Annotated in this window: 16 protein-coding genes and 1 tRNA gene; 14 read left to right on the top strand and 3 right to left on the bottom strand. The window is 69.4% G+C overall.

Annotated elements, in window-relative coordinates; genetic code table 11:
- Positions 1–4 precede the first annotated feature (4 nt).
- Both AC4NN1_RS07695 and AC4NN1_RS07690 read right to left on the bottom strand, forming a co-directional pair.
- On the bottom strand, positions 5–964 hold the full coding sequence (locus AC4NN1_RS07695; RefSeq protein WP_311859297.1) for a metallophosphoesterase: 960 nt from the start codon (positions 962–964) through the stop codon (positions 5–7).
- On the bottom strand, positions 961–3,600 hold the full coding sequence (locus tag AC4NN1_RS07690) for a transglycosylase domain-containing protein (protein ID WP_018187045.1): 2,640 nt from the start codon (positions 3,598–3,600) through the stop codon (positions 961–963). The genes AC4NN1_RS07695 and AC4NN1_RS07690 overlap by 4 nt, the downstream gene beginning before the upstream one ends.
- A gap of 97 nt (positions 3,601–3,697) precedes the next feature.
- On the opposite strand from AC4NN1_RS07690, the gene sp36 reads away from it, so the two are divergent.
- From sp36 to AC4NN1_RS07675, 3 genes are all read left to right on the top strand, one after another.
- Entirely contained in the window at positions 3,698–3,916 is a 219-nt protein-coding gene (gene sp36, locus AC4NN1_RS07685; protein WP_018187046.1) for a Sp36 family protein, read from the top strand.
- Positions 3,916–4,383 (top strand): RidA family protein, encoded by a 468-nt coding sequence (locus AC4NN1_RS07680; RefSeq protein WP_491954958.1) that lies wholly within the window; start codon positions 3,916–3,918, stop codon positions 4,381–4,383. Before sp36 ends, AC4NN1_RS07680 begins: the two co-directional genes overlap by 1 nt.
- A gap of 74 nt (positions 4,384–4,457) precedes the next feature.
- Positions 4,458–5,435 carry a nuclear transport factor 2 family protein gene (locus AC4NN1_RS07675; RefSeq protein WP_491954957.1) on the top strand — a complete coding sequence of 326 codons (978 nt, stop codon included), beginning with the start codon at positions 4,458–4,460 and terminating at the stop codon, positions 5,433–5,435.
- 6 nt (positions 5,436–5,441) lie between these two features.
- Here the strand turns inward: AC4NN1_RS07675 and acs are convergent, their stop codons facing one another.
- Positions 5,442–7,412: an acetate--CoA ligase gene (acs, locus tag AC4NN1_RS07670; RefSeq protein WP_491954956.1), complete on the bottom strand. Its 1,971-nt coding sequence runs from the start codon at positions 7,410–7,412 to the stop codon at positions 5,442–5,444.
- 367 nt (positions 7,413–7,779) lie between these two features.
- Between acs and AC4NN1_RS07665 the strand changes: the two genes are divergently transcribed.
- The 11 genes from AC4NN1_RS07665 to AC4NN1_RS07615 all read left to right on the top strand — a co-directional run bounded on the left by AC4NN1_RS07665 (position 7,780) and on the right by AC4NN1_RS07615 (position 17,222).
- A complete protein-coding gene (locus AC4NN1_RS07665; protein WP_336123284.1) occupies positions 7,780–8,769 on the top strand; it encodes a TadA family conjugal transfer-associated ATPase in 990 nt (329 codons plus the stop codon).
- Positions 8,766–9,659 carry a type II secretion system F family protein gene (locus AC4NN1_RS07660; protein WP_491954955.1) on the top strand — a complete coding sequence of 298 codons (894 nt, stop codon included), beginning with the start codon at positions 8,766–8,768 and terminating at the stop codon, positions 9,657–9,659. Before AC4NN1_RS07665 ends, AC4NN1_RS07660 begins: the two co-directional genes overlap by 4 nt.
- 39 nt (positions 9,660–9,698) lie before the next feature.
- The gene (locus AC4NN1_RS07655; RefSeq protein WP_018187053.1) at positions 9,699–9,902 is read left to right on the top strand and encodes a DUF4244 domain-containing protein; all 204 of its coding nucleotides are present in this window, start codon (positions 9,699–9,701) and stop codon (positions 9,900–9,902) included.
- 38 nt (positions 9,903–9,940) lie between these two features.
- Positions 9,941–10,237, top strand: a complete 297-nt coding sequence (locus AC4NN1_RS07650) for a TadE family type IV pilus minor pilin (RefSeq protein WP_018187054.1) — start codon at positions 9,941–9,943, stop codon at positions 10,235–10,237.
- Positions 10,237–10,563 (top strand): Rv3654c family TadE-like protein, encoded by a 327-nt coding sequence (locus tag AC4NN1_RS07645; protein ID WP_491954954.1) that lies wholly within the window; start codon positions 10,237–10,239, stop codon positions 10,561–10,563. The genes AC4NN1_RS07650 and AC4NN1_RS07645 overlap by 1 nt, the downstream gene beginning before the upstream one ends.
- A 77-nt stretch (positions 10,564–10,640) precedes the next feature.
- On the top strand, positions 10,641–13,304 hold the full coding sequence (gene topA / locus AC4NN1_RS07640; protein ID WP_336123286.1) for a type I DNA topoisomerase: 2,664 nt from the start codon (positions 10,641–10,643) through the stop codon (positions 13,302–13,304).
- Complete coding sequence (gene tmk / locus AC4NN1_RS07635) at positions 13,301–13,936, top strand: dTMP kinase (protein ID WP_336123287.1); 636 nt, start codon at positions 13,301–13,303, stop codon at positions 13,934–13,936. Before topA ends, tmk begins: the two co-directional genes overlap by 4 nt.
- A 30-nt stretch (positions 13,937–13,966) precedes the next feature.
- Complete coding sequence (locus tag AC4NN1_RS07630) at positions 13,967–15,121, top strand: DNA polymerase III subunit delta' (protein ID WP_336123288.1); 1,155 nt, start codon at positions 13,967–13,969, stop codon at positions 15,119–15,121.
- Positions 15,118–16,671: an alpha/beta hydrolase gene (locus tag AC4NN1_RS07625; RefSeq protein ID WP_491954953.1), complete on the top strand. Its 1,554-nt coding sequence runs from the start codon at positions 15,118–15,120 to the stop codon at positions 16,669–16,671. Before AC4NN1_RS07630 ends, AC4NN1_RS07625 begins: the two co-directional genes overlap by 4 nt.
- A 68-nt stretch (positions 16,672–16,739) precedes the next feature.
- A tRNA-Thr gene (locus AC4NN1_RS07620) sits at positions 16,740–16,815 on the top strand.
- A gap of 17 nt (positions 16,816–16,832) precedes the next feature.
- A complete protein-coding gene (locus AC4NN1_RS07615) occupies positions 16,833–17,222 on the top strand; it encodes a hypothetical protein (protein WP_491954952.1) in 390 nt (129 codons plus the stop codon).
- Positions 17,223–17,254: the final 32 nt, after the last annotated feature.

Below are 17,254 nucleotides of genomic sequence, written 5' to 3'. Positions count from 1 at the left end.
AAGCTTACCCTGCCGACCGCCCCTCGGGCGAATCGTCGGCGCGTCGGGCGCGGAGGATCAGGACGGATGCCTCGGGCCGGCACCCGAAGCGCACCGGGGCGTAGATCGAATGGCCCAGACCCGCGCTCACGTTGAGCGGCACCGTCCGTCCGTCGTGCGACCACCGCGTCAGGCCGCGGGCCTGATCGAGGGGGATGTCGCAGTTCGAGACGAGGGCCTTCTTCGCGAACGGGATGCGGACCTGACCGCCGTGCGTGTGCCCGGCGAGGATCAGGTCGGCACCGGCATCCGTGAACGCGTTGAGCACCCGCTGGTAGGGCGCGTGCGTGACCCCCAGGCGGACGCTCGCGTCGTCACCGAGCGCGCGGAAGGCGGCCGATGCCGCGTCGAGGTCGTCGAGCTCGCGGTGGGCGTCGTCGACACCCAGCGCATCGATCCGGACTCCGCCGACACGGATGCTGGCGGCCGTGTTGTCGATCAGTGTCTCGCCGAGTCCGGTGAGGAAGTCGTCGAGCGCGTCGGTGTCGAGCGAGGGCGTGAATTCGACGTGCGTCGACGGTCCCTCGAAGTACTTGAAGGGGTTGCGGGCGCTCGGGGCGATCTTGTCGTTCGACCCGTGGACGAAGAAGCCCGGCACGCCGCGTAGGGGAGCGAAGGCCGCACGGATGCCGCCGAGCCCGTCCTGATGACCGAGGTTGTCGCCCGTGTTGATCACCAGGTCGGGCTGCACCGTGTCGGCGATCTCTGCGATCCAGCGTTGCTTGCGGTGCTGCCACGGCGCCATATGCGCGTCGGACAGGTGGAGGACGGTCACCGACGGGCTGCCCGGCGGCAGGACGTGGAGGTCATGGCGGCGGAGCGTGAAGAGGTAGCGCTCGATGCCGACGCCCCAGACGCCGGCGGCGACGCCGACCGCCCCCACCGCGCCGAGCGCAGTGAGGGCGGTCTGTGCGGCGGGCCTCACGGACCGTTGCCGTTGCCGGGGCCGCCGTTGCCGTTGCCGTTGCCCGGGCCGTCGTTCCCGCCCCCGCCGTCGCAGGCCTTGGCCTGGTAGTTGAGGGTGATGGCGGCGTCTCGAGCGACGGTCTCGCCGGCGGCGGGATCCGTTCCGGTCACGACGCCCTGCGTCGGCGCGCCCGGGTCGTCGGTACAACTCAGCGTGACGTTCGAGAACCCGGCTGCGTTCAGCGCCGCGGTGGCGTCCTTCGGGTTGCCGCTGACGCCGGGGACGACGACGCCCTTGCCATCACTCGGGCTGATCGTGACGGTCGTTCCCGACACGACACGGCCCGCGCCGGGCGACTGCTCGACGATCGTGCCCTCCGCCTCGGGGGACGGCACCGGGTCGCCGACGCTGACGCTGAAGCCGGCGTCCTCGATCCGCTGGCGAGCGGCGTCGGTGTCGAGACCGATGACGCTCGGCAAACTCGCATACGACCGCTTGGTCAGTTCGCTCGCCGGCTTCGGGAACTCGCCGCCGCCGAACTCCGAGTTGGCGGCGCGCTGCATGGCGGGCCAGATGGAGTTACGGATGCGGGACAGGCGGTAGCCGCTTTCATAGTGGTTCTCGAGACGCTCGTCTCCCGCCACGTTGCCGACCCAGACCGCTGTCGTCACCTTCGTGCTGGAGCCGATCATCCACGTGTGCAGGAACTGGTGGATGCCCGTCTTTCCGAAGATCGGTACTCCGTCGAACGTCCGCGCACCACTTCCGGTGCCGCTGGCGCTCATCACGCTTTGCAGCACGTATGCGGCCGTGGCAGCCACGTCTTCGCTGATCTTGCGCTCGCACTTCGTGTCAGGGATCGGACGCTCATCGCCGTTGGCGTCGACCACGCGATCGATGGCCTTCGCGGCGCACAGGGTGCCGTTCGAGGCGATCGCCGCATAGGCGTTCGCCATGTCGATCGGGGCGACGGCCTGCGACCCGAGGACGTCGTAGGGGTTGTTGAACTGATCCAGCGGCTTTCCGTCGCCGAGGGTGACTCCGAGGTCTCCGGCGACGCGGTTGGTGCTGCAGACGGAGATCTTCTCAGCCATCGTGAGGAAGCCGGAGTTCAGCGAGTCCTTTGTGAATCGGGCGACCGTCCCGGTGTAACCACGGTTTCCCTCGAAGTTTCCGATCGCGCCCTTGCCCTCACCGGTCTTGACTTCCTGCGTACCCCCTTCACAGCCGGTCAGCACTGTCTTCTCGCCGACGCGTCCATTGAGTACCTCGTTGACAGAGTGGCCCTGCTGCATCCAGTTGATGAGGCTGAAGACCTTATAGGTCGATCCCGCCGAGTGGCTGCCGCCGCCGTTCTTGACGGGGACGTTGTAGTTGACCTGGGTGGTTGTCTTGTCGTCCGCCTGGTCGCTCCATGGGCGGTTCTGCACCATCGACAGGACGCGGCCGGTTCCGACCTCCACCTGCACACCTGAGGCGCCGAGGTTCATGTACGAGACGCTTCCGGGTACGACGGAGATGGCCTTGTTCGCGGCCGACTGGAGAGAGGTGTCGAGGGTCGTGTAGACGCTGAGACCACCACGACGAAGCGCCGCGAGCCGGTCCTCCTTCGTCTCACCGAAGGCCGGGTCGGTCCGGATGATCGAGGTGACGTAGGCGCAGAAGAACTCCTCGCCCTTCGCCTCCGAGCAGCCCTGGGGACGTGACGTCAGCTTCGGGGTGATCGGGGCCTTGATGGCCTCGTCGTGCTCAGCCTTCGTGATCTTGTTGTCTTTCAGCAGGCGGTTGAGGACGTAGTCCTGTCGGATCTTCGTCAGGCGGTAGCCGTCGGCCTCGCCGTTGACAGGGGAGCCGTCCTTCGCAGTGAGCGTGCCGCCCGGCTTGTCGATGCGGAGCGTGTTCGGCTCCTGCACCATGCCGGCGATGACGGCCGCCTGAGCGACCGTGAGCTTGTCGGGCGTCGTGTCGAAGTAGTGGCGAGCCGCGGCGCCGATGCCGTAGACGGTGCCACCGAAGTGCGCGATGTTGAGGTACCCGATCAGGATCTCGTCCTTCGAGTACTCCTTCTCCAGCTGGATCGCGTAACGCATCTCCTGGATTTTGCGCTGGTAGCCCTGCGTGCCCTTGTTCGCCGTCGACTCCTCGTAGCACGCGCGAACCTGCTCAGCGCCCACGGCTTCCGCCTCGCACGACTGCTGGAGGACGTTCTTGACGTACTGCTGCGTGATCGAGGAGCCACCGCGGTTCGATCCCGAGCTCGCGTTGCGCGCCAGCGCGCTGAGCGTGCCCAGCAGGTCGATGCCGCCGTGCGTATAGAAGTTCTTGTCCTCACTCGAGAGGATCGCGTCGTACATGACCGGGGCGACCTGATCGAACGTCACCGGGATGCGGTTCTGGTCGTAGAACTCGGTGAGCTTGACGTCCTTGCCGTCGTCGTTCTTCGCGTAGATCGTCGTCGGAAGCATGAGCTTCTCGATCTTGAGGTAGCTCGGCATCTTGTCGAACATCTCGATCGCGCTCGACGCCGCATACCCGGACACCGCGATCGCCGGGGTGATCGTTGCCGTGACGAGGAGACCCGCAACGGTGCTCAAGCCGACGAGGCCCATCAGGCCTCCGAGCACACCGGTGGCCGTACGTTTCGAGTGGGGCATAGGCTGATCGTAAGGGAGATTGCTGGGCGATGCCTTGGTGACCGTCCCTGTGTCGAGCCCGTCCGGGCGCGCGAGTCACGACCTCCGGGAGACCCGAATGACCACGTGGGAGTACATGACCACGCCGCTGCTCATCCACAACACCGCGGCGATCCTCAACAACTGGGGCAAGCAGGGGTGGGAGCTCGTTCAGGTGGTGACCGGCCCCGAAGGCGGCCTCGTCGGTTACTTCAAGCGTCCCTCGGGCGGCGACGGCTCGGCCAACGCGGGACTGGATGCCGCGGCTGTGGCGGCTCGTCAGTTCGGTCAGGGCTGATGTCGGTCACCGCACGCCTCGCCGAGCTGGGCATCGAGCTGGGCTCCGTCGTCCCGCCGCTCGCCGCGTACATCCCGGCCAAGGTTCACGGCGACCTCGTCTACACGTCCGGTCAGCTCCCCATGGTCGATGGCGCGATGCCCGCGACGGGCAAGGTGGGCGACGGCGAGGGGAACGTGTCCGCGGACGAGGCCGCTTCGCTCGCGCGGCAGTGCGCGCTGAACGCGATCGCCGCCGCGGCCGCTGCGGTCGGCGGTGTCGACCGGCTGACCGGCGTCGTGAAGGTGACGGGGTTCGTGGCATCCGCACCGGAGTTCACCGGTCACCCCGCCGTCATCAACGGAGCGAGCACCGTGCTCGGTGAGATCTTCGGCGACGCGGGTCGACACGCCCGCTCCGCCGTCGGTGTGGCGGCTCTGCCCATCGACAGCCCCGTCGAGGTCGAGGTCGTCTTCTCGCTTTCTTGAACCGAGTGCATCTTCCCAGCGAGCTGATACCTCGTCGGGAACGTGCACTCAGACGCCCGCGTCACGCTGTCGCCATGACCAGCTCACGCGTCGCGTCGTCCCTTCTCCTCCGCACGGCCGCCGTCTTCACCGGTGCCGCTCTGCTGACCGGGTGCGCCGCAGGAGGACCTGCGGCCGCCGCGGGCACACCCCACGTCGGACCCTCCGCTCAGGCGGCATCCGCGACCGCAGGCGGTGCGCGGGCGGACCGCGATGACCCCGCGACGGAGGGGGGCAACCTGGCCGCGGTCACGCGGCTCTTCTCCGCGGCTTTCGACGACCCCGACTCGGCGGAGGCCCAGGCCGCCGCTGCCGTGAGCGTCGCAAAGGATGCCGTGGCTCACGGCGGGAACGCCGAAGCGGGGCCCGCGGGCCTGCTCGCCCAGTTCGCCGCGGCGCACAAGAGCGTTCCCGGCGCGCAGGTCGTCATCAAGCACACGGCCGCGGACGGCGACCTGGTCGCGGTCCACTATCAGATCACCGCGGACCCCGATGATGAGCGCACCGGGCTCGCGGCCGCCGACGTCTTCCGTCTGTCCGGAGGCAAGATCGTCGAGCGCTGGGCCTTCGAGCAACCCGTCGCGCAGGGCAAGGCCGCCAGCGGCAACACGAACTCGATGTTCAGCGACCTCTACAAGCCCGCCACGCCGTCGCCGGCACCCACCGAGACGCAGGAGGAGAAGAATCGGGTGTTCGCCGTCGACGCGTACGACACGCTGTTCAAGGACCGCGACGTCAGCATCCTCGACCGTGCGTTCGATCCGAACTACCTGCAGCACAATCCCGTCGCCCCGAACGGGACGGCCGCCCTCAAGCAGTTCTTCGGCGGGGGTGCGTCCTTCCCGCCCACGGCGTCGACCGTGTCGCTGGCGGACGGCGACCTCGTGTGGACGCTGTCGCAGGCCGTCGGAGCCACGTCCGGTGATCCCTACACCGCGCTCGACATCTTCCGCGTCGACGGAGGCCTGATCCGCGAGCACTGGGATGTCGTCCCCGCCGCCACGGCGGGGTGAGCGCGGTCAGTCCTTCTTCGTCACCTGCCCCTTGATCGTGGACATCACCATGGTGTCGGCGAGGGTCGTCGTGTCGCCGACCTCGCGTCCTTCCGCGACGTCGCGCAGCAGTCGGCGCATGATCTTGCCGCTGCGGGTCTTGGGGAGCTCGGTCACGATGTAGACGTCGCGCGGACGCGCGATCGGACCGATCTGGTCGCCCACCCACGCGCGGAGCGTGTCGACGAGCCCGTCGAGGGAGTTCGCCTTCATGTACGACTCCTTGATGACGCAGAACGAGACGACCGCCTGCCCGGTCGTCTCGTCCGAGGCTCCGACGACGGCTGCCTCGGCGACGGCCTCGTTCCCGACGAGGGCGGATTCGATCTCGGTCGTCGAGAGGCGGTGGCCCGACACGTTCATGACGTCGTCCACGCGGCCGAGGAACCAGACGTCGCCGTCCTCGTCGAGGCGCGCCCCGTCACCGGCGAAGTAGTAGCCCTTGTCGGCGAACTTGTCCCAGTAGGTCTCCTTGAAGCGGTCCGGGTCGCCCCAGATGCCGCGCAGCATGCTCGGCCAGGGTTCGGTCAGCACGAGCAGCCCGCCGTTGCCGTTGCCGACCTCCTGGCCCTGATCATCGACGACGTCGAGGCCGATGCCGGGAAGCGGCACCTGCGCGCTGCCCGGCTTGGTCTCGGTCACCCCGGGCAGCGCCGACACCATGATCGCGCCCGTCTCGGTCTGCCACCAGGTGTCGACGATGGGCGTCCGATCCCCGCCGATGACGTGGCGGTACCACATCCATGCCTCGGGGTTGATGGGTTCGCCGACGCTGCCGAGCAGGCGCAGCGACGACAGATCGTGCTGCTCGGGGATGCTCCTGCCGAGTTTCATGAAGGAGCGGATGGCGGTGGGCGCCGTGTAGAGGATCGTGACCCCGTACTTCGCCACGATCTCCCACCATCGACCCGGATGCGGGGTGTCGGGGGTGCCCTCGTAGATCACCTGCGTCGCGCCGTTGGCGAGCGGACCGTACGTGACGTACGTGTGTCCCGTGATCCACCCGATGTCGGCGGTGCACCAGTAGACGTCGGTCTCGGGGTGCAGGTCGTGGACCACCTTGTTCGTGAACGCCGCCTGCGTGAGGTAGCCGCCGCTCGTGTGCAGGATGCCCTTCGGCTTCCCCGTCGTCCCCGACGTGTAGAGGATGAAGAGGGGGTTCTCCGCCGGGAACGGCTGCGCGACATGATCAGCGGATGCCGTCGGCACCAGATCGTGCCACCACAGGTCGCGTCCGTCCTCCCAGTTCACCTCGGTGCCGGTGCGCTTGACGACGAGGACGTGCTCGACGGTCTCCTGCGGTCCGTGTCCGCGGTCGCCGAGTGCCTGGTCGACGGCCGGCTTGAGAGGGGATGCCTTGCCCTTGCGGTACCCGCCGTCGCTCGTGATGACGAGCTTCGCGCCGGCGTCGTCGATCCGGGAGCGCAGGCTGTCGGCCGAGAACCCGCCGAAGACGACGGAGTGGATGGCGCCGATGCGCGCGACGGCGAGCATGGCGGCGACGGCTTCGGGGATCATCGGCAGGTAGATGGCGACCCGGTCGCCCGCGTCGATGCCGAGCTCGGTCAGCACGTTGGCCAGACGCTTCACCTCGTCGGTGAGCTCGGCGTAGGTGACGCGACGCTCGTCGCCGGGCTCACCCTCCCACAGCAGGGCGACACGGTCGCCGAGGCCTGCCTCGACGTGGCGGTCGAGGCAGTTGTACGCCACGTTGAGTTCGCCGTCCTCGAACCAGGTCGCGAAGGGCGGGTTCGACCAGTCGAGCGTGCGCGTGAAGGGAGTGTGCCAATGAAGGTTGCGGGCCTGCTCCGCCCAGAACGCCTCGCGATCCGCGGCGGCGTCGTAGAGGTCCGCGTGCGCATTCGCTGCGGCAGCGAAGTCCGCGGACGGCGCGAACCGTCGGGTCTCGTTCAGGAGGTGGTCGATCTGGCTGCTCATGCGGCGCTCCTTTGCGTGCAGGCCATCGTGGCCTCGTGCGGCGATGCGGCAACTCTAGGTTCGGCTCAAGGAGCGCGACTACCGCCGATAGTGGGTGCGGCGCGCTGGGCATGTGTGCGGCACAATCCCAGCCAGGATGAGCGTAAGATCGTTATCGCCCGAACATCGATTCGGTTTCGCGATCGCGCTGATCCCCCCTGAAGCGCGGTTGCGTGGGCGGCACCCTTTCCCCCAATGGGTGCCGCCCTTCTCTTTTCCCTCACGGTCGCGGTCGTCGCTTTCTGCACACGCGTTCACACCGTCGTTCCGTCCACGCCCGGCGACGTCGAAGGTCCGGGGCCGGAGGCGTCCGCCTAGCGTTCCGGGCATGCCGCATCCGTTCATCGCCGCCCCTCGAGGCACCGGAGTCGCCGCGGTGCCGCGACCGGTGCCGCGGCATCCGGTGGTCGCACCGTTGCGCCGGTACCTCGCCGACCCCGGCGTCACGGACGTCTTCGTCAACGGCACCGACGGCCTCTACGTCGACCGGGGCGGCGGACCGGAGCGCATCCCGGACTGGGCGCTCGATGAAGAAGCCGTGCGTGAGCTCGCCGTCGGGCTCATCGCGCTCGGGGGCCGTCACCTCGACGATGCGACGCCCTGTGCGGACGTGCGTTGGGAGCACGGCGTGAGGGTCCACGCGGTCCTGCCGCCCATCTCGTGCACGGGGGCGACGATCTCGATCCGCCTCCCGGGTACCGGAATGCCCGATCTCGACGACCTCGGTCGCCGCGGCGCGTTCGACGCGGCGATGGGCGCCCGACTCGAACGGCTCGTCGACCAGCGTGCCAACGTCCTCGTCACGGGAGCCACCGGCGCCGGGAAGACGACGCTGCTCGCCGCACTGCTCGGACGCGTTCCCGTGTCGGAGCGGATCGTCACGATCGAGGATGTCGCGGAGCTCCGGATCGCCCACCCGCACCACGTGCGTCTCGAAGCCCGGCAGGCCAACCTCGAAGGCGTCGGGGCGATCGCGCTCGGGCGTCTGTTGCGCGAAGCCCTGCGGATGCGCCCCGACCGACTCGTGGTGGGCGAGTGTCGGGGTGAGGAGGTCCGCGAGCTCCTCACCGCCTTGAACACCGGTCACGACGGCGGCGCGGGGACGGTCCATGCGAGCGGGCTCGCCGAGGTCCCGGCCCGCCTGGAGGCGTTGGGTGCGCTCGCCGGGATGGATGATCGAGCGCTCGCGCGCCAGACGGCCAGCGCGATCGGGGCCGTCGTCCACATCGAGCGCGGACGCGACGGAGTGCGCCGCGTGACGGGGATCGCGCGCCCCGTCGTGCGCGACGACCGCCTCGGCATCGAGGCCATCGCATGAAAACGCGGAAAGCCGCCCAGGCCAACGCTGCGTCCGACGCAGCGGGGGTCGCCGGCGTCGTCCAGCGTCTCGCCGTCCTCCTGCAGGCCGGCATCGCGCCGGCTGCAGCCTGGCGCCACCTCGCCCACGCCGGTGACGAGACGGCCGCGGCGGTGTGCGAACGACTGGATGCCGGGGGATCAGCCGCATCCGCCCTCGCCGACCGCGGCGGCACGTGGCAGCAGATCGGCGTCGCCTGGCAGGTGGCGACGGTCGTCGGAGCCCCGCTGGCGATGAGCCTCCGAGGTCTCGCCGAGGCGCTCCGCGACGCTCATCAGGCGCGCGACGACGTCCGCACCGCTCTCGCCGAACCGCAGACGACCGCGCGGCTCATCTCGTGGCTCCCTCTCGTGGCCCTCGGCCTCGGCGCCGCCCTGGGATTCGACCCGTTCTCAGTCCTGGCCACCCCGGCGGGCGCCGTGTGCCTCGTCGCGGGGGGACTGCTCATGTTCCTCACCCATCGGTGGACGCGTGCACTGGTCGCACGGGCGCAACCCGGCGACGAGATCCCCGGACTCGATGCCGAGGTGATCGCGATCGCCCTCTCGGGTGGCGTCTCGATCCCGCGGGCGCTCGAGGTCGTCGCGGCGGCCTCGGGTCTCGAACCCACCGCCGGGACCGCCTCTGTCCTCGCCCTCTCCCGATCCGCGGGCGCGCCCGCCGTCGAACTGCTGCGAGCGGATGCCGCGTCCCGCCGCCAGGCGGCGCGCACCGACGGGCGGCTGCGGGCGGCATCCCTCTCTGGACGGCTCCTGCTTCCGCTCGGAGTGTGCACCCTGCCGGCGTTCCTGCTGCTCGGCGTCGGTCCGATGCTGCTCTCGGTCCTCACCTCGGCCCCGCTCACGCTGTGAGCCCAGACGTGCCCATCACCCAAAACACCGGAGGAGATCATGACATCCCACGACCTGCCCACCCTGACCCGCCGCCGCGCGGCCGACCTGTTCGCCGACGAGTCCGGCGCCGCGACAGCGGAGTACGCCATCGCGACGATGGCGGCCGTCGCCTTCGCCGGGCTGCTGGTGATCATCATGCGCTCGGACGAGGTGCGCGGCATCCTCACCGACCTGGTCCGGCGCGCCCTCACCGTCTCATGAGGCGGGACGAGCGGGGATCGGTTGCGGCGGAGTTCGCCGTGACGGTCCCCGCCGTCGTCCTCGTCATCGTTCTGGCGGTCTCCGCGTTGTCGGTGGGGGCTCGGCAGGTGCGGCTGGAGCACGCCGCGGCCCAGGCTGCGCGGTACGCCGCCCGCGAGGAGCCCGCCGAGCGGGTGCGGGCTGCGGCATCCGCCCTCGCCGCGGGCGCGGCCGTCACGACTCGCCGCGAGGGTGATCTCGTGTGCGCGGACCTCTCCGCCGCGCCGGGAGTGCCGCTGCCATTGCCCGACCTCCGCGCATCCTCGTGCGCGCTCGCCGCCCCGGAGATCGACTGATGGCGGGCGCTGCGACGACCGTCGGGGTCCTGGCGGTCTCGGCCACCCTGGCCGTCGGCTTCGTCGCCGCCGGAGCGGCCGCGGCATCCTCGGCGCGGGCGGCGGGAGCGGCCGACGGCGCGGCCCTCGCCGCCGCAGACACGGCGTCGGGACTCGTGCCGGGAGAACCGTGCGTGAGTGCGGCTGACGTTGCGGCGAGGAACGGCGCGTCGCTCACCGCGTGTCGGATCGACGGACTCATCGCGACCGTGGAGGTCTCGATCGACGTCGGCCCCCTGGACGCGCGGGCGCGCGCCCGCGCGGGGCCACCACCGGGGTCGCCCTGAGGGCTCGGGACGGCGGGGCTCTCAGCGCGCTCTTGACAACTCGGTGTGTATGGTGTGCAACGAAGAAAGGACGCCACGTGGCACAGGGCAAGAAGCTCGTCATCGTCGAGTCTCCGACGAAGATGCGCTCGATCCAGGGATACCTGGGTGACGGTTACGAAGTCATGAGTTCGGTCGGACACATCCGCGACCTCGCCGACAAGAAGGACATCCCCGCGGATCTGAAGAAGACCTCCGTCGGGAAGTACTCCATCGACATCGAGAACGACTTCACTCCTCTTTATGTGGAGAGCGACCGCGGCAAGAAGACGGTCACCGAGCTCAAGCGAGCCCTGAAGAACGCCGACGAACTCCTCCTCGCCACTGATGAGGACCGCGAGGGCGAAGCCATCGCGTGGCACCTCCTCGAGACCCTGAAGCCCAAGGTCCCTGTCAAGCGGATGGTCTTCCACGAGATCACGAAGGACGCCATCCAGGCCGCGGTGAAGAACACCCGCGAACTCGACCACGCCCTCGTGGACGCCCAGGAGACCCGACGCATCCTCGACCGCCTCTACGGCTGGGACGTCTCCGACGTCACCCGCCGCAAGGTCGGCCAGGGCACGAGCGCCGGCCGCGTCCAGTCCGCCGCCACCCGCATGGTCGTCGAGCGGGAACGCGAGCGCATGGCGTTCGTCTCCGCCTCGTACTGGGACGTCGACTCCACCGCCGTCAAGGGATCGGATGCCTTCGCCATCCGGCTCGCCCGTCTCGACGGCGCGCCGCTGGCCCGCGGCACCGACTTCGACGACACCGGCTCGCTGAAGAAGGCCGTCGTCGTCCTCACCGAGGACCAGGCGCGCGAGCTGGCGGCAGCGCTCGAGGCGTCGGGCGCGGCATCCGTCGTCAGCGTCGAGGCCAAGCCCGGCACGCGCAGCCCGAAGCCGCCGTTCACGACCTCGACCCTCCAGCAGGAGGCCGGTCGCAAGCTCTCGATGAGCGCCAAGCACGCCATGGGCGTCGCGCAGCGGCTCTACGAGAAGGGCTACATCACCTACATGCGCACCGACTCGACCGCTCTGTCGGCGCAGGCGGTCACCGCCGCGCGCACCCAGGCGGTCGCGCTCTACGGCGACAAGGCCGTGCCCGCGAACCCGCGCAGCTACCGCAACAACGCCAAGAACGCGCAGGAGGCACACGAGGCGATCCGTCCCTCGGGTGACACCTTCCGGACGCCCAAGGAGGTCACCTCCGGCCTCGACCGCGACGAACTCCGCCTGTACGAGCTCATCTGGAAGCGCACAGTCGCCAGCCAGATGGCCGACGCGAAGTACGAGACCACGACCGTGACGATCGACGCGGATGCCGCCGGCAAGACGGCGACGTTCACGGCATCCGGCACCGTCTACACCTTCAAGGGGTTCCTCGAGGCCTACGAAGAGGGCCGCGACGAGAAGCGCAGCGACAACGACCGCGCCGACGACCAGTCGTTGCCGTCGCTCGCCGTCGGCGACGCTCTAAAGCTGACCGACGTCGAGCCGAAGGGGCACGCGACGAGCCCCAAGCCGCGCTACACCGAGGCATCGCTCGTGAAGGCGCTCGAGGAGCACGGCATCGGTCGTCCGTCGACCTTCGCGAGCATCATCGACGTGATCCTCGACCGCGGGTACGTGTCCAAGCGCGGCCAGGCACTCGTGCCCAGCTGGCTCGCCTTCAGCATCGTGCGCCTGCTCGAAGAGCACTTCGCCGACCTCGTCGACTACGACTTCACGGCCGCGCTCGAAGACGACCTCGACTCCATCGCCCGCGGAGAACAGAACCGCGCCGCGTGGCTGCGCGAGTTCTACTTCGGTTCGAAGGACCACGTTGGCCTGCGAAACATCGTCGACAACCTCGGCGACATCGACGCACGCGAGATCAACTCGACGAAGATCGGCGACGTCGCGGTCCTGCGGTTCGGTCGGTACGGGCCGTACCTCGAGGTGCCGGGCGACGACCCCGAGACCCCGCGCCGCATCAACGTGCCCGAGGACCTCGCGCCCGATGAGCTCACCCCGGAGAAGGCGCGAGAGCTGATCGATGCGCCGGTCGGCGGCGACCGCGTCCTCGGACAGAACCCCGAGAACGGGCGCGACGTCGTCATCAAGGACGGCCGCTTCGGCCCCTACCTCGAAGAGGTCCTCCCCGAAGAGGAGGCGCCGGCCGAGGAGGTCAAGCCCAAGCGCGGTGCGAAGAAGGTCGTCGCACCCAAGCCCAAGCGCGCGTCACTGTTCAAGAGCATGTCGCCCGAGACGATCGATCTCGAGACGGCGCTGAAGCTCCTGTCGCTTCCGCGCGAAGTCGGCACCGACCCCGAGTCGGGCACCGTCATCACGGCGCAGAACGGCCCGTACGGTCCCTACATCAAGAAGGGCACCGACTCGCGGAGCATCGCCAGCGAGGACATGATCTTCGACATCACGCTCGAGCAGGCCCTCGAGATCTACTCGCAGCCCAAGTACGCGAACCGCGCCGCGACCTCCATCAAGGAGTTCGAGGCCGATCCGGTCAGCGGCAAGCCGATCCGCATCAAGGACGGCCGCTTCGGCGCCTACGTCACCGACGGGACCACCAACGTCACGATCCCGCGTGGGCAGACGGCGGACGACATCACCTTCGAGGTCGCCGTGCAGATGCTGGCCGAGAAGCGGGCGAAGGGGCCGGCGCCCAAGCGCACGACCCGCAAGCCCGCCGCACGCAAGCCGGCGGCGAAGAAGAAGTGACCTCCGGGCTCTGGATCACCCTCGAGGGTGGCGACGGCTCGGGTAAGACGACGCAGGCGACCCTGCTGGAGCGGTGGCTCCGTGAGCAGGGTCGCAGCGTCGTCTGCACACGCGAACCCGGCGGCACCGAGGTCGGCGTGCTCATCCGCGACATCGTGCTGCACCACCGCGGCGACATCGCCCCGCGCGCCGAAGCACTCCTCTACGCGGCCGACCGGGCGCACCACGTCGCGACGCTCGTGCGGCCCGCGCTCGAGCGCGGCGAGGTCGTCATCCAGGACCGCTACCTCGACAGCTCCGTCGCCTACCAGGGTGCCGGAAGGGTGCTGGACGGCGGCGAGATCCGCGACCTGTCGCTGTGGGCCGCCGAAGGTGCGCTGCCCGACGTCACCGTCCTCCTCGACGTCGACCCGGCGACCGCGCGGGAACGATTGGATGCCGCCGACAAGCCCTTCGACCGACTCGAAGCCGAGAAGAGCGCGTTCCACGAGCGGGTCCGCGCCGCCTTCCTCGCGTTGGCGGATGCCGAGCCGGAGCGCTTCCTCGTCGTCGACGCCACGCAGCCGATCGACGAGATCGCCGACGCCATCCGGACGCGGGTGTCCGAGCGGCTGTCCGCACTCTCGTCCTGAGCGTCGCCGGCACCTCGTAGGCTGAACCGCATGACCTCCACCACCGTCGACACGCTCCCGTGGGGCGAGGTCTGGGGCCAGGACGAGGCCGTCGCTCAGCTGCGGGCAGCGGCATCCGATCCGTCGCAGCTGGCCCACGCGTGGCTCATCACCGGGCCGCCCGGATCGGGCCGCTCGACCCTCGCCTATGCCTTCGCCGCGGCGCTCATCGCCGAGCCCGGCGACGAGAACGCGATGCGCCAGGTCATGGCGCGCACGCACCCCGACCTGGCGGCGCTCCGCACCGAAGGCGTCATCATCTCGATCAAGGACGCCCGCTCGCTCGTCGAGCGCTCGTACTTCTCGCCCTCCCTCGGCCGGTACCGCGTCATGGTCATGGAAGACGCCGACCGCATGGTCGAGCGCACGAGCAACGTCCTCCTCAAGGCCCTCGAAGAGCCGCCCGAGCAGACTGTCTGGATCCTCTGCGCGCCGAGCGACGCCGACCTCCTCCCCACGATCCGCTCGCGGGTGCGCATCCTGCGGCTGCGTGAGCCCGACGTGGCCGACGTCGCGCGGCTGATCGTCCAGCGCACGGGCGTCGACGAGGCGATCGCGGAGCAGTCCGCGCGGCTCGCCCAGCGACACATCGGCATGGCGCAGCGGTTGGCGACGGATTCCGCGTCCCGCGAGCGTCGCGATCGAACCCTCCGGGGGGTCCTCCGCGTGCGCGGGGTCGGCGACGCCGTCGAGGTGGCCGCCTCGATCGTGCAGTCCGCGACCGATGACGCCAAGGCGCTGACGGCGACCCGTGACGAGGGGGAGCGCGAGGCCCTCCTGCGGACGTTGGGGGTCGCGCCCGGAGGCGCCGTTCCCCCCGCCGTTCGGAGCCAGGTGAGCGCACTGGAGGACGAGCAGAAGCGGCGCGCCACGCGCAGCCTGCGCGACGGGATCGATCGGGTGCTCACCGATCTCGAATCCCTCTATCGCGACACCCTCATGCGCCAGTTCGGTCGGGACACCGACCTCATCAACCGCGAACTGACATCGGAGATCGACGCCATGGCCGCCGCCTGGACACCGCAGCACACCCTGACGGTGCTCGACGCCATCGCGCTGACACGCACGAACCTGCAGGGCAACGCCGCCCCTGCACTCGCCCTCGAGAGCATGCTCATCACGGTCGCGACGGGGCGCCCGCAGTGACCCGCGGGTTCTGGCGCCGTGCGGCATCCGTTCTCCTCGCCACCGGGGCGGTCGCGGCACTGCTCGCGGCGTGCACGCCCACCCCTCCCGCTCGCCCCGGTCCCGACCGGACCCCGATCACGCAGGGGGCTCCGGCTGGCTTCGAGGAGTACTACGGGCAGAAGGTCGACTGGGAGAAGTGCCGGGGGATCGGCGAGGGTGACTATTACTGCGCCTCCGTGACGGCTCCCCGGGACTGGACGGACGCGGACGGCGGCGACCTCCAGCTGTCCATCATCGTGCGCCTCGCCTCGGGCGGGACGTCGAAGGGATCGCTGTTCGTGAACCCCGGCGGCCCCGGAGCGAGCGGTGTCGACCTGGTCCAGCAGGCGGCAGAGTTCGCCGTCGGCAGCGATCTGCTGGACAGCTACGACGTCGTTGGGTTCGACCCACGAGGCGTCGGACGGTCGACGCCCGTGCGCTGCTTCGACGCCACGGCCATGGACCACTACCTCTTCGACATCCCGGCGGCCCCCCGGGGTACGCCGGAGCGATCCGCCGAGCAGCGCGCGTCGGCCGGGTCCTTCGCCCGCGCCTGCGACGTCAACAGCGACGGCCTGCTGCCCTACGTCACTACCCAGAACGCCGCCCGGGACCTCGACCTGCTGCGCGGGGTCCTCGGCGATGAGAAGCTCGCCTACCTCGGGTACTCGTACGGGTCGTTCCTCGGCGCGACCTACGCTGAGCTGTTCCCCCGGAACGTCGGTCGCGTCGTCCTCGACGGCGGTCTGGACCCCTCCATCCCCGGCGCGGTCGTCGGGGCGCGGCAGGCCGTCGGCTTCCAGTCCGCCCTCGACGCCTTCTTGAAGAATTGCATCGAGGGATCCGACTGCCCGTTCGACGCACCGGTCGCGAACGCCCAGCAGCAGCTCTCCGACGCACTGGCCGCCGTCGACGCCGCGCCGCTGACGGCGACCGATGGACGGAAGCTCGGTTCGGACGCCCTCGTGATGGGCATCGTGTCGGCGCTCTACAGCGAGGGGAACTGGAGCACGCTCTCATCGGCCCTCGCCGCGGTCCTGCAGGGTGACGCCGACGAGATGTTCGAGCTCGTCGACCGGTACTACAACCGCTACGACGGGCGGTACCTCGACAACTCCACCGAGGCCTTCTCGGCCTACAACTGCATGGACTACCCGCCGGACTCCGACGACGTCGTCGCGGCGGCGAACGCGGAGGTGGCGAAGGACGCGCCGACCTTCGCGCCGTACTGGACGTCGGACGTCGACCTCTGCGACGCCTGGCCGTACCCGCCGACCGGGACCCGGAACGAGATCCACGCCGACGGTGCCGCGCCGATCCTCGTGATCGGGACGACGAACGACCCCGCGACGCCGTACGAGTGGTCGGCTGCGCTCGCGAAGCAGCTGAGCTCCGGCATCCTGCTCACCCGTGTGGGGGAGGGGCACACCGGTTTCAACAAGGGCAACGCCTGCATCGACGACACGGTCGTCGCGTACTTCGACGAGGGCACGGTGCCCGACGGTGACGTGCGCTGCGAGGCCGGTTGATCCCTGCGTTCGCAGCATCGCTTCAGACCCTGTAGGATCGATGATCGTGCAACGCGCGAGCGAAGCGCGCCACCTTAGCTCAGACGGCAGAGCGATTCACTCGTAATGAATAGGTCAAGGGTTCGATTCCCTTAGGTGGCTCCAGAACAGAGGACACACGGGTGACACAAGCCCTCGATGCGATTCTCGAGATCTTCACCTGGGTGGGATTCGGCGCTGCCGTCGTCCTCGGAATCGTCGCCGTGGTCGTGTGGGCCTCCGACGGGAGTTGGCTGGCGGCCGAGGCCTATCTCGACGAGGACGGACGGACGCTCCGCTGGATCGACAGCGAGGGAGACGTCAACTCGGCTCCTCTCGACGAGTCCGATCGCAGCCGCATCGGGGCCGACCCCACCGCGAAGATCTGGTATCGCCACGGGTGGCACGACCGGATGCGGTTCACCCGCCGCCCGCCAGCACTGAACATGCTCACGGGTCTCGCCCTCGGCGGCGCGACCCTCGGGATCGCCGCCACCGTGGCATCCATCATCGTGTTCTTCGTCCGCTCCTGATTGCTGAAAAAGCGTATATCTAGCTAATCTAG

The organism is Microbacterium sp. MDV22-iso44 (assembly GCF_058629135.1).
This window is presented reverse-complemented; position numbering and strand designations above follow the sequence as displayed.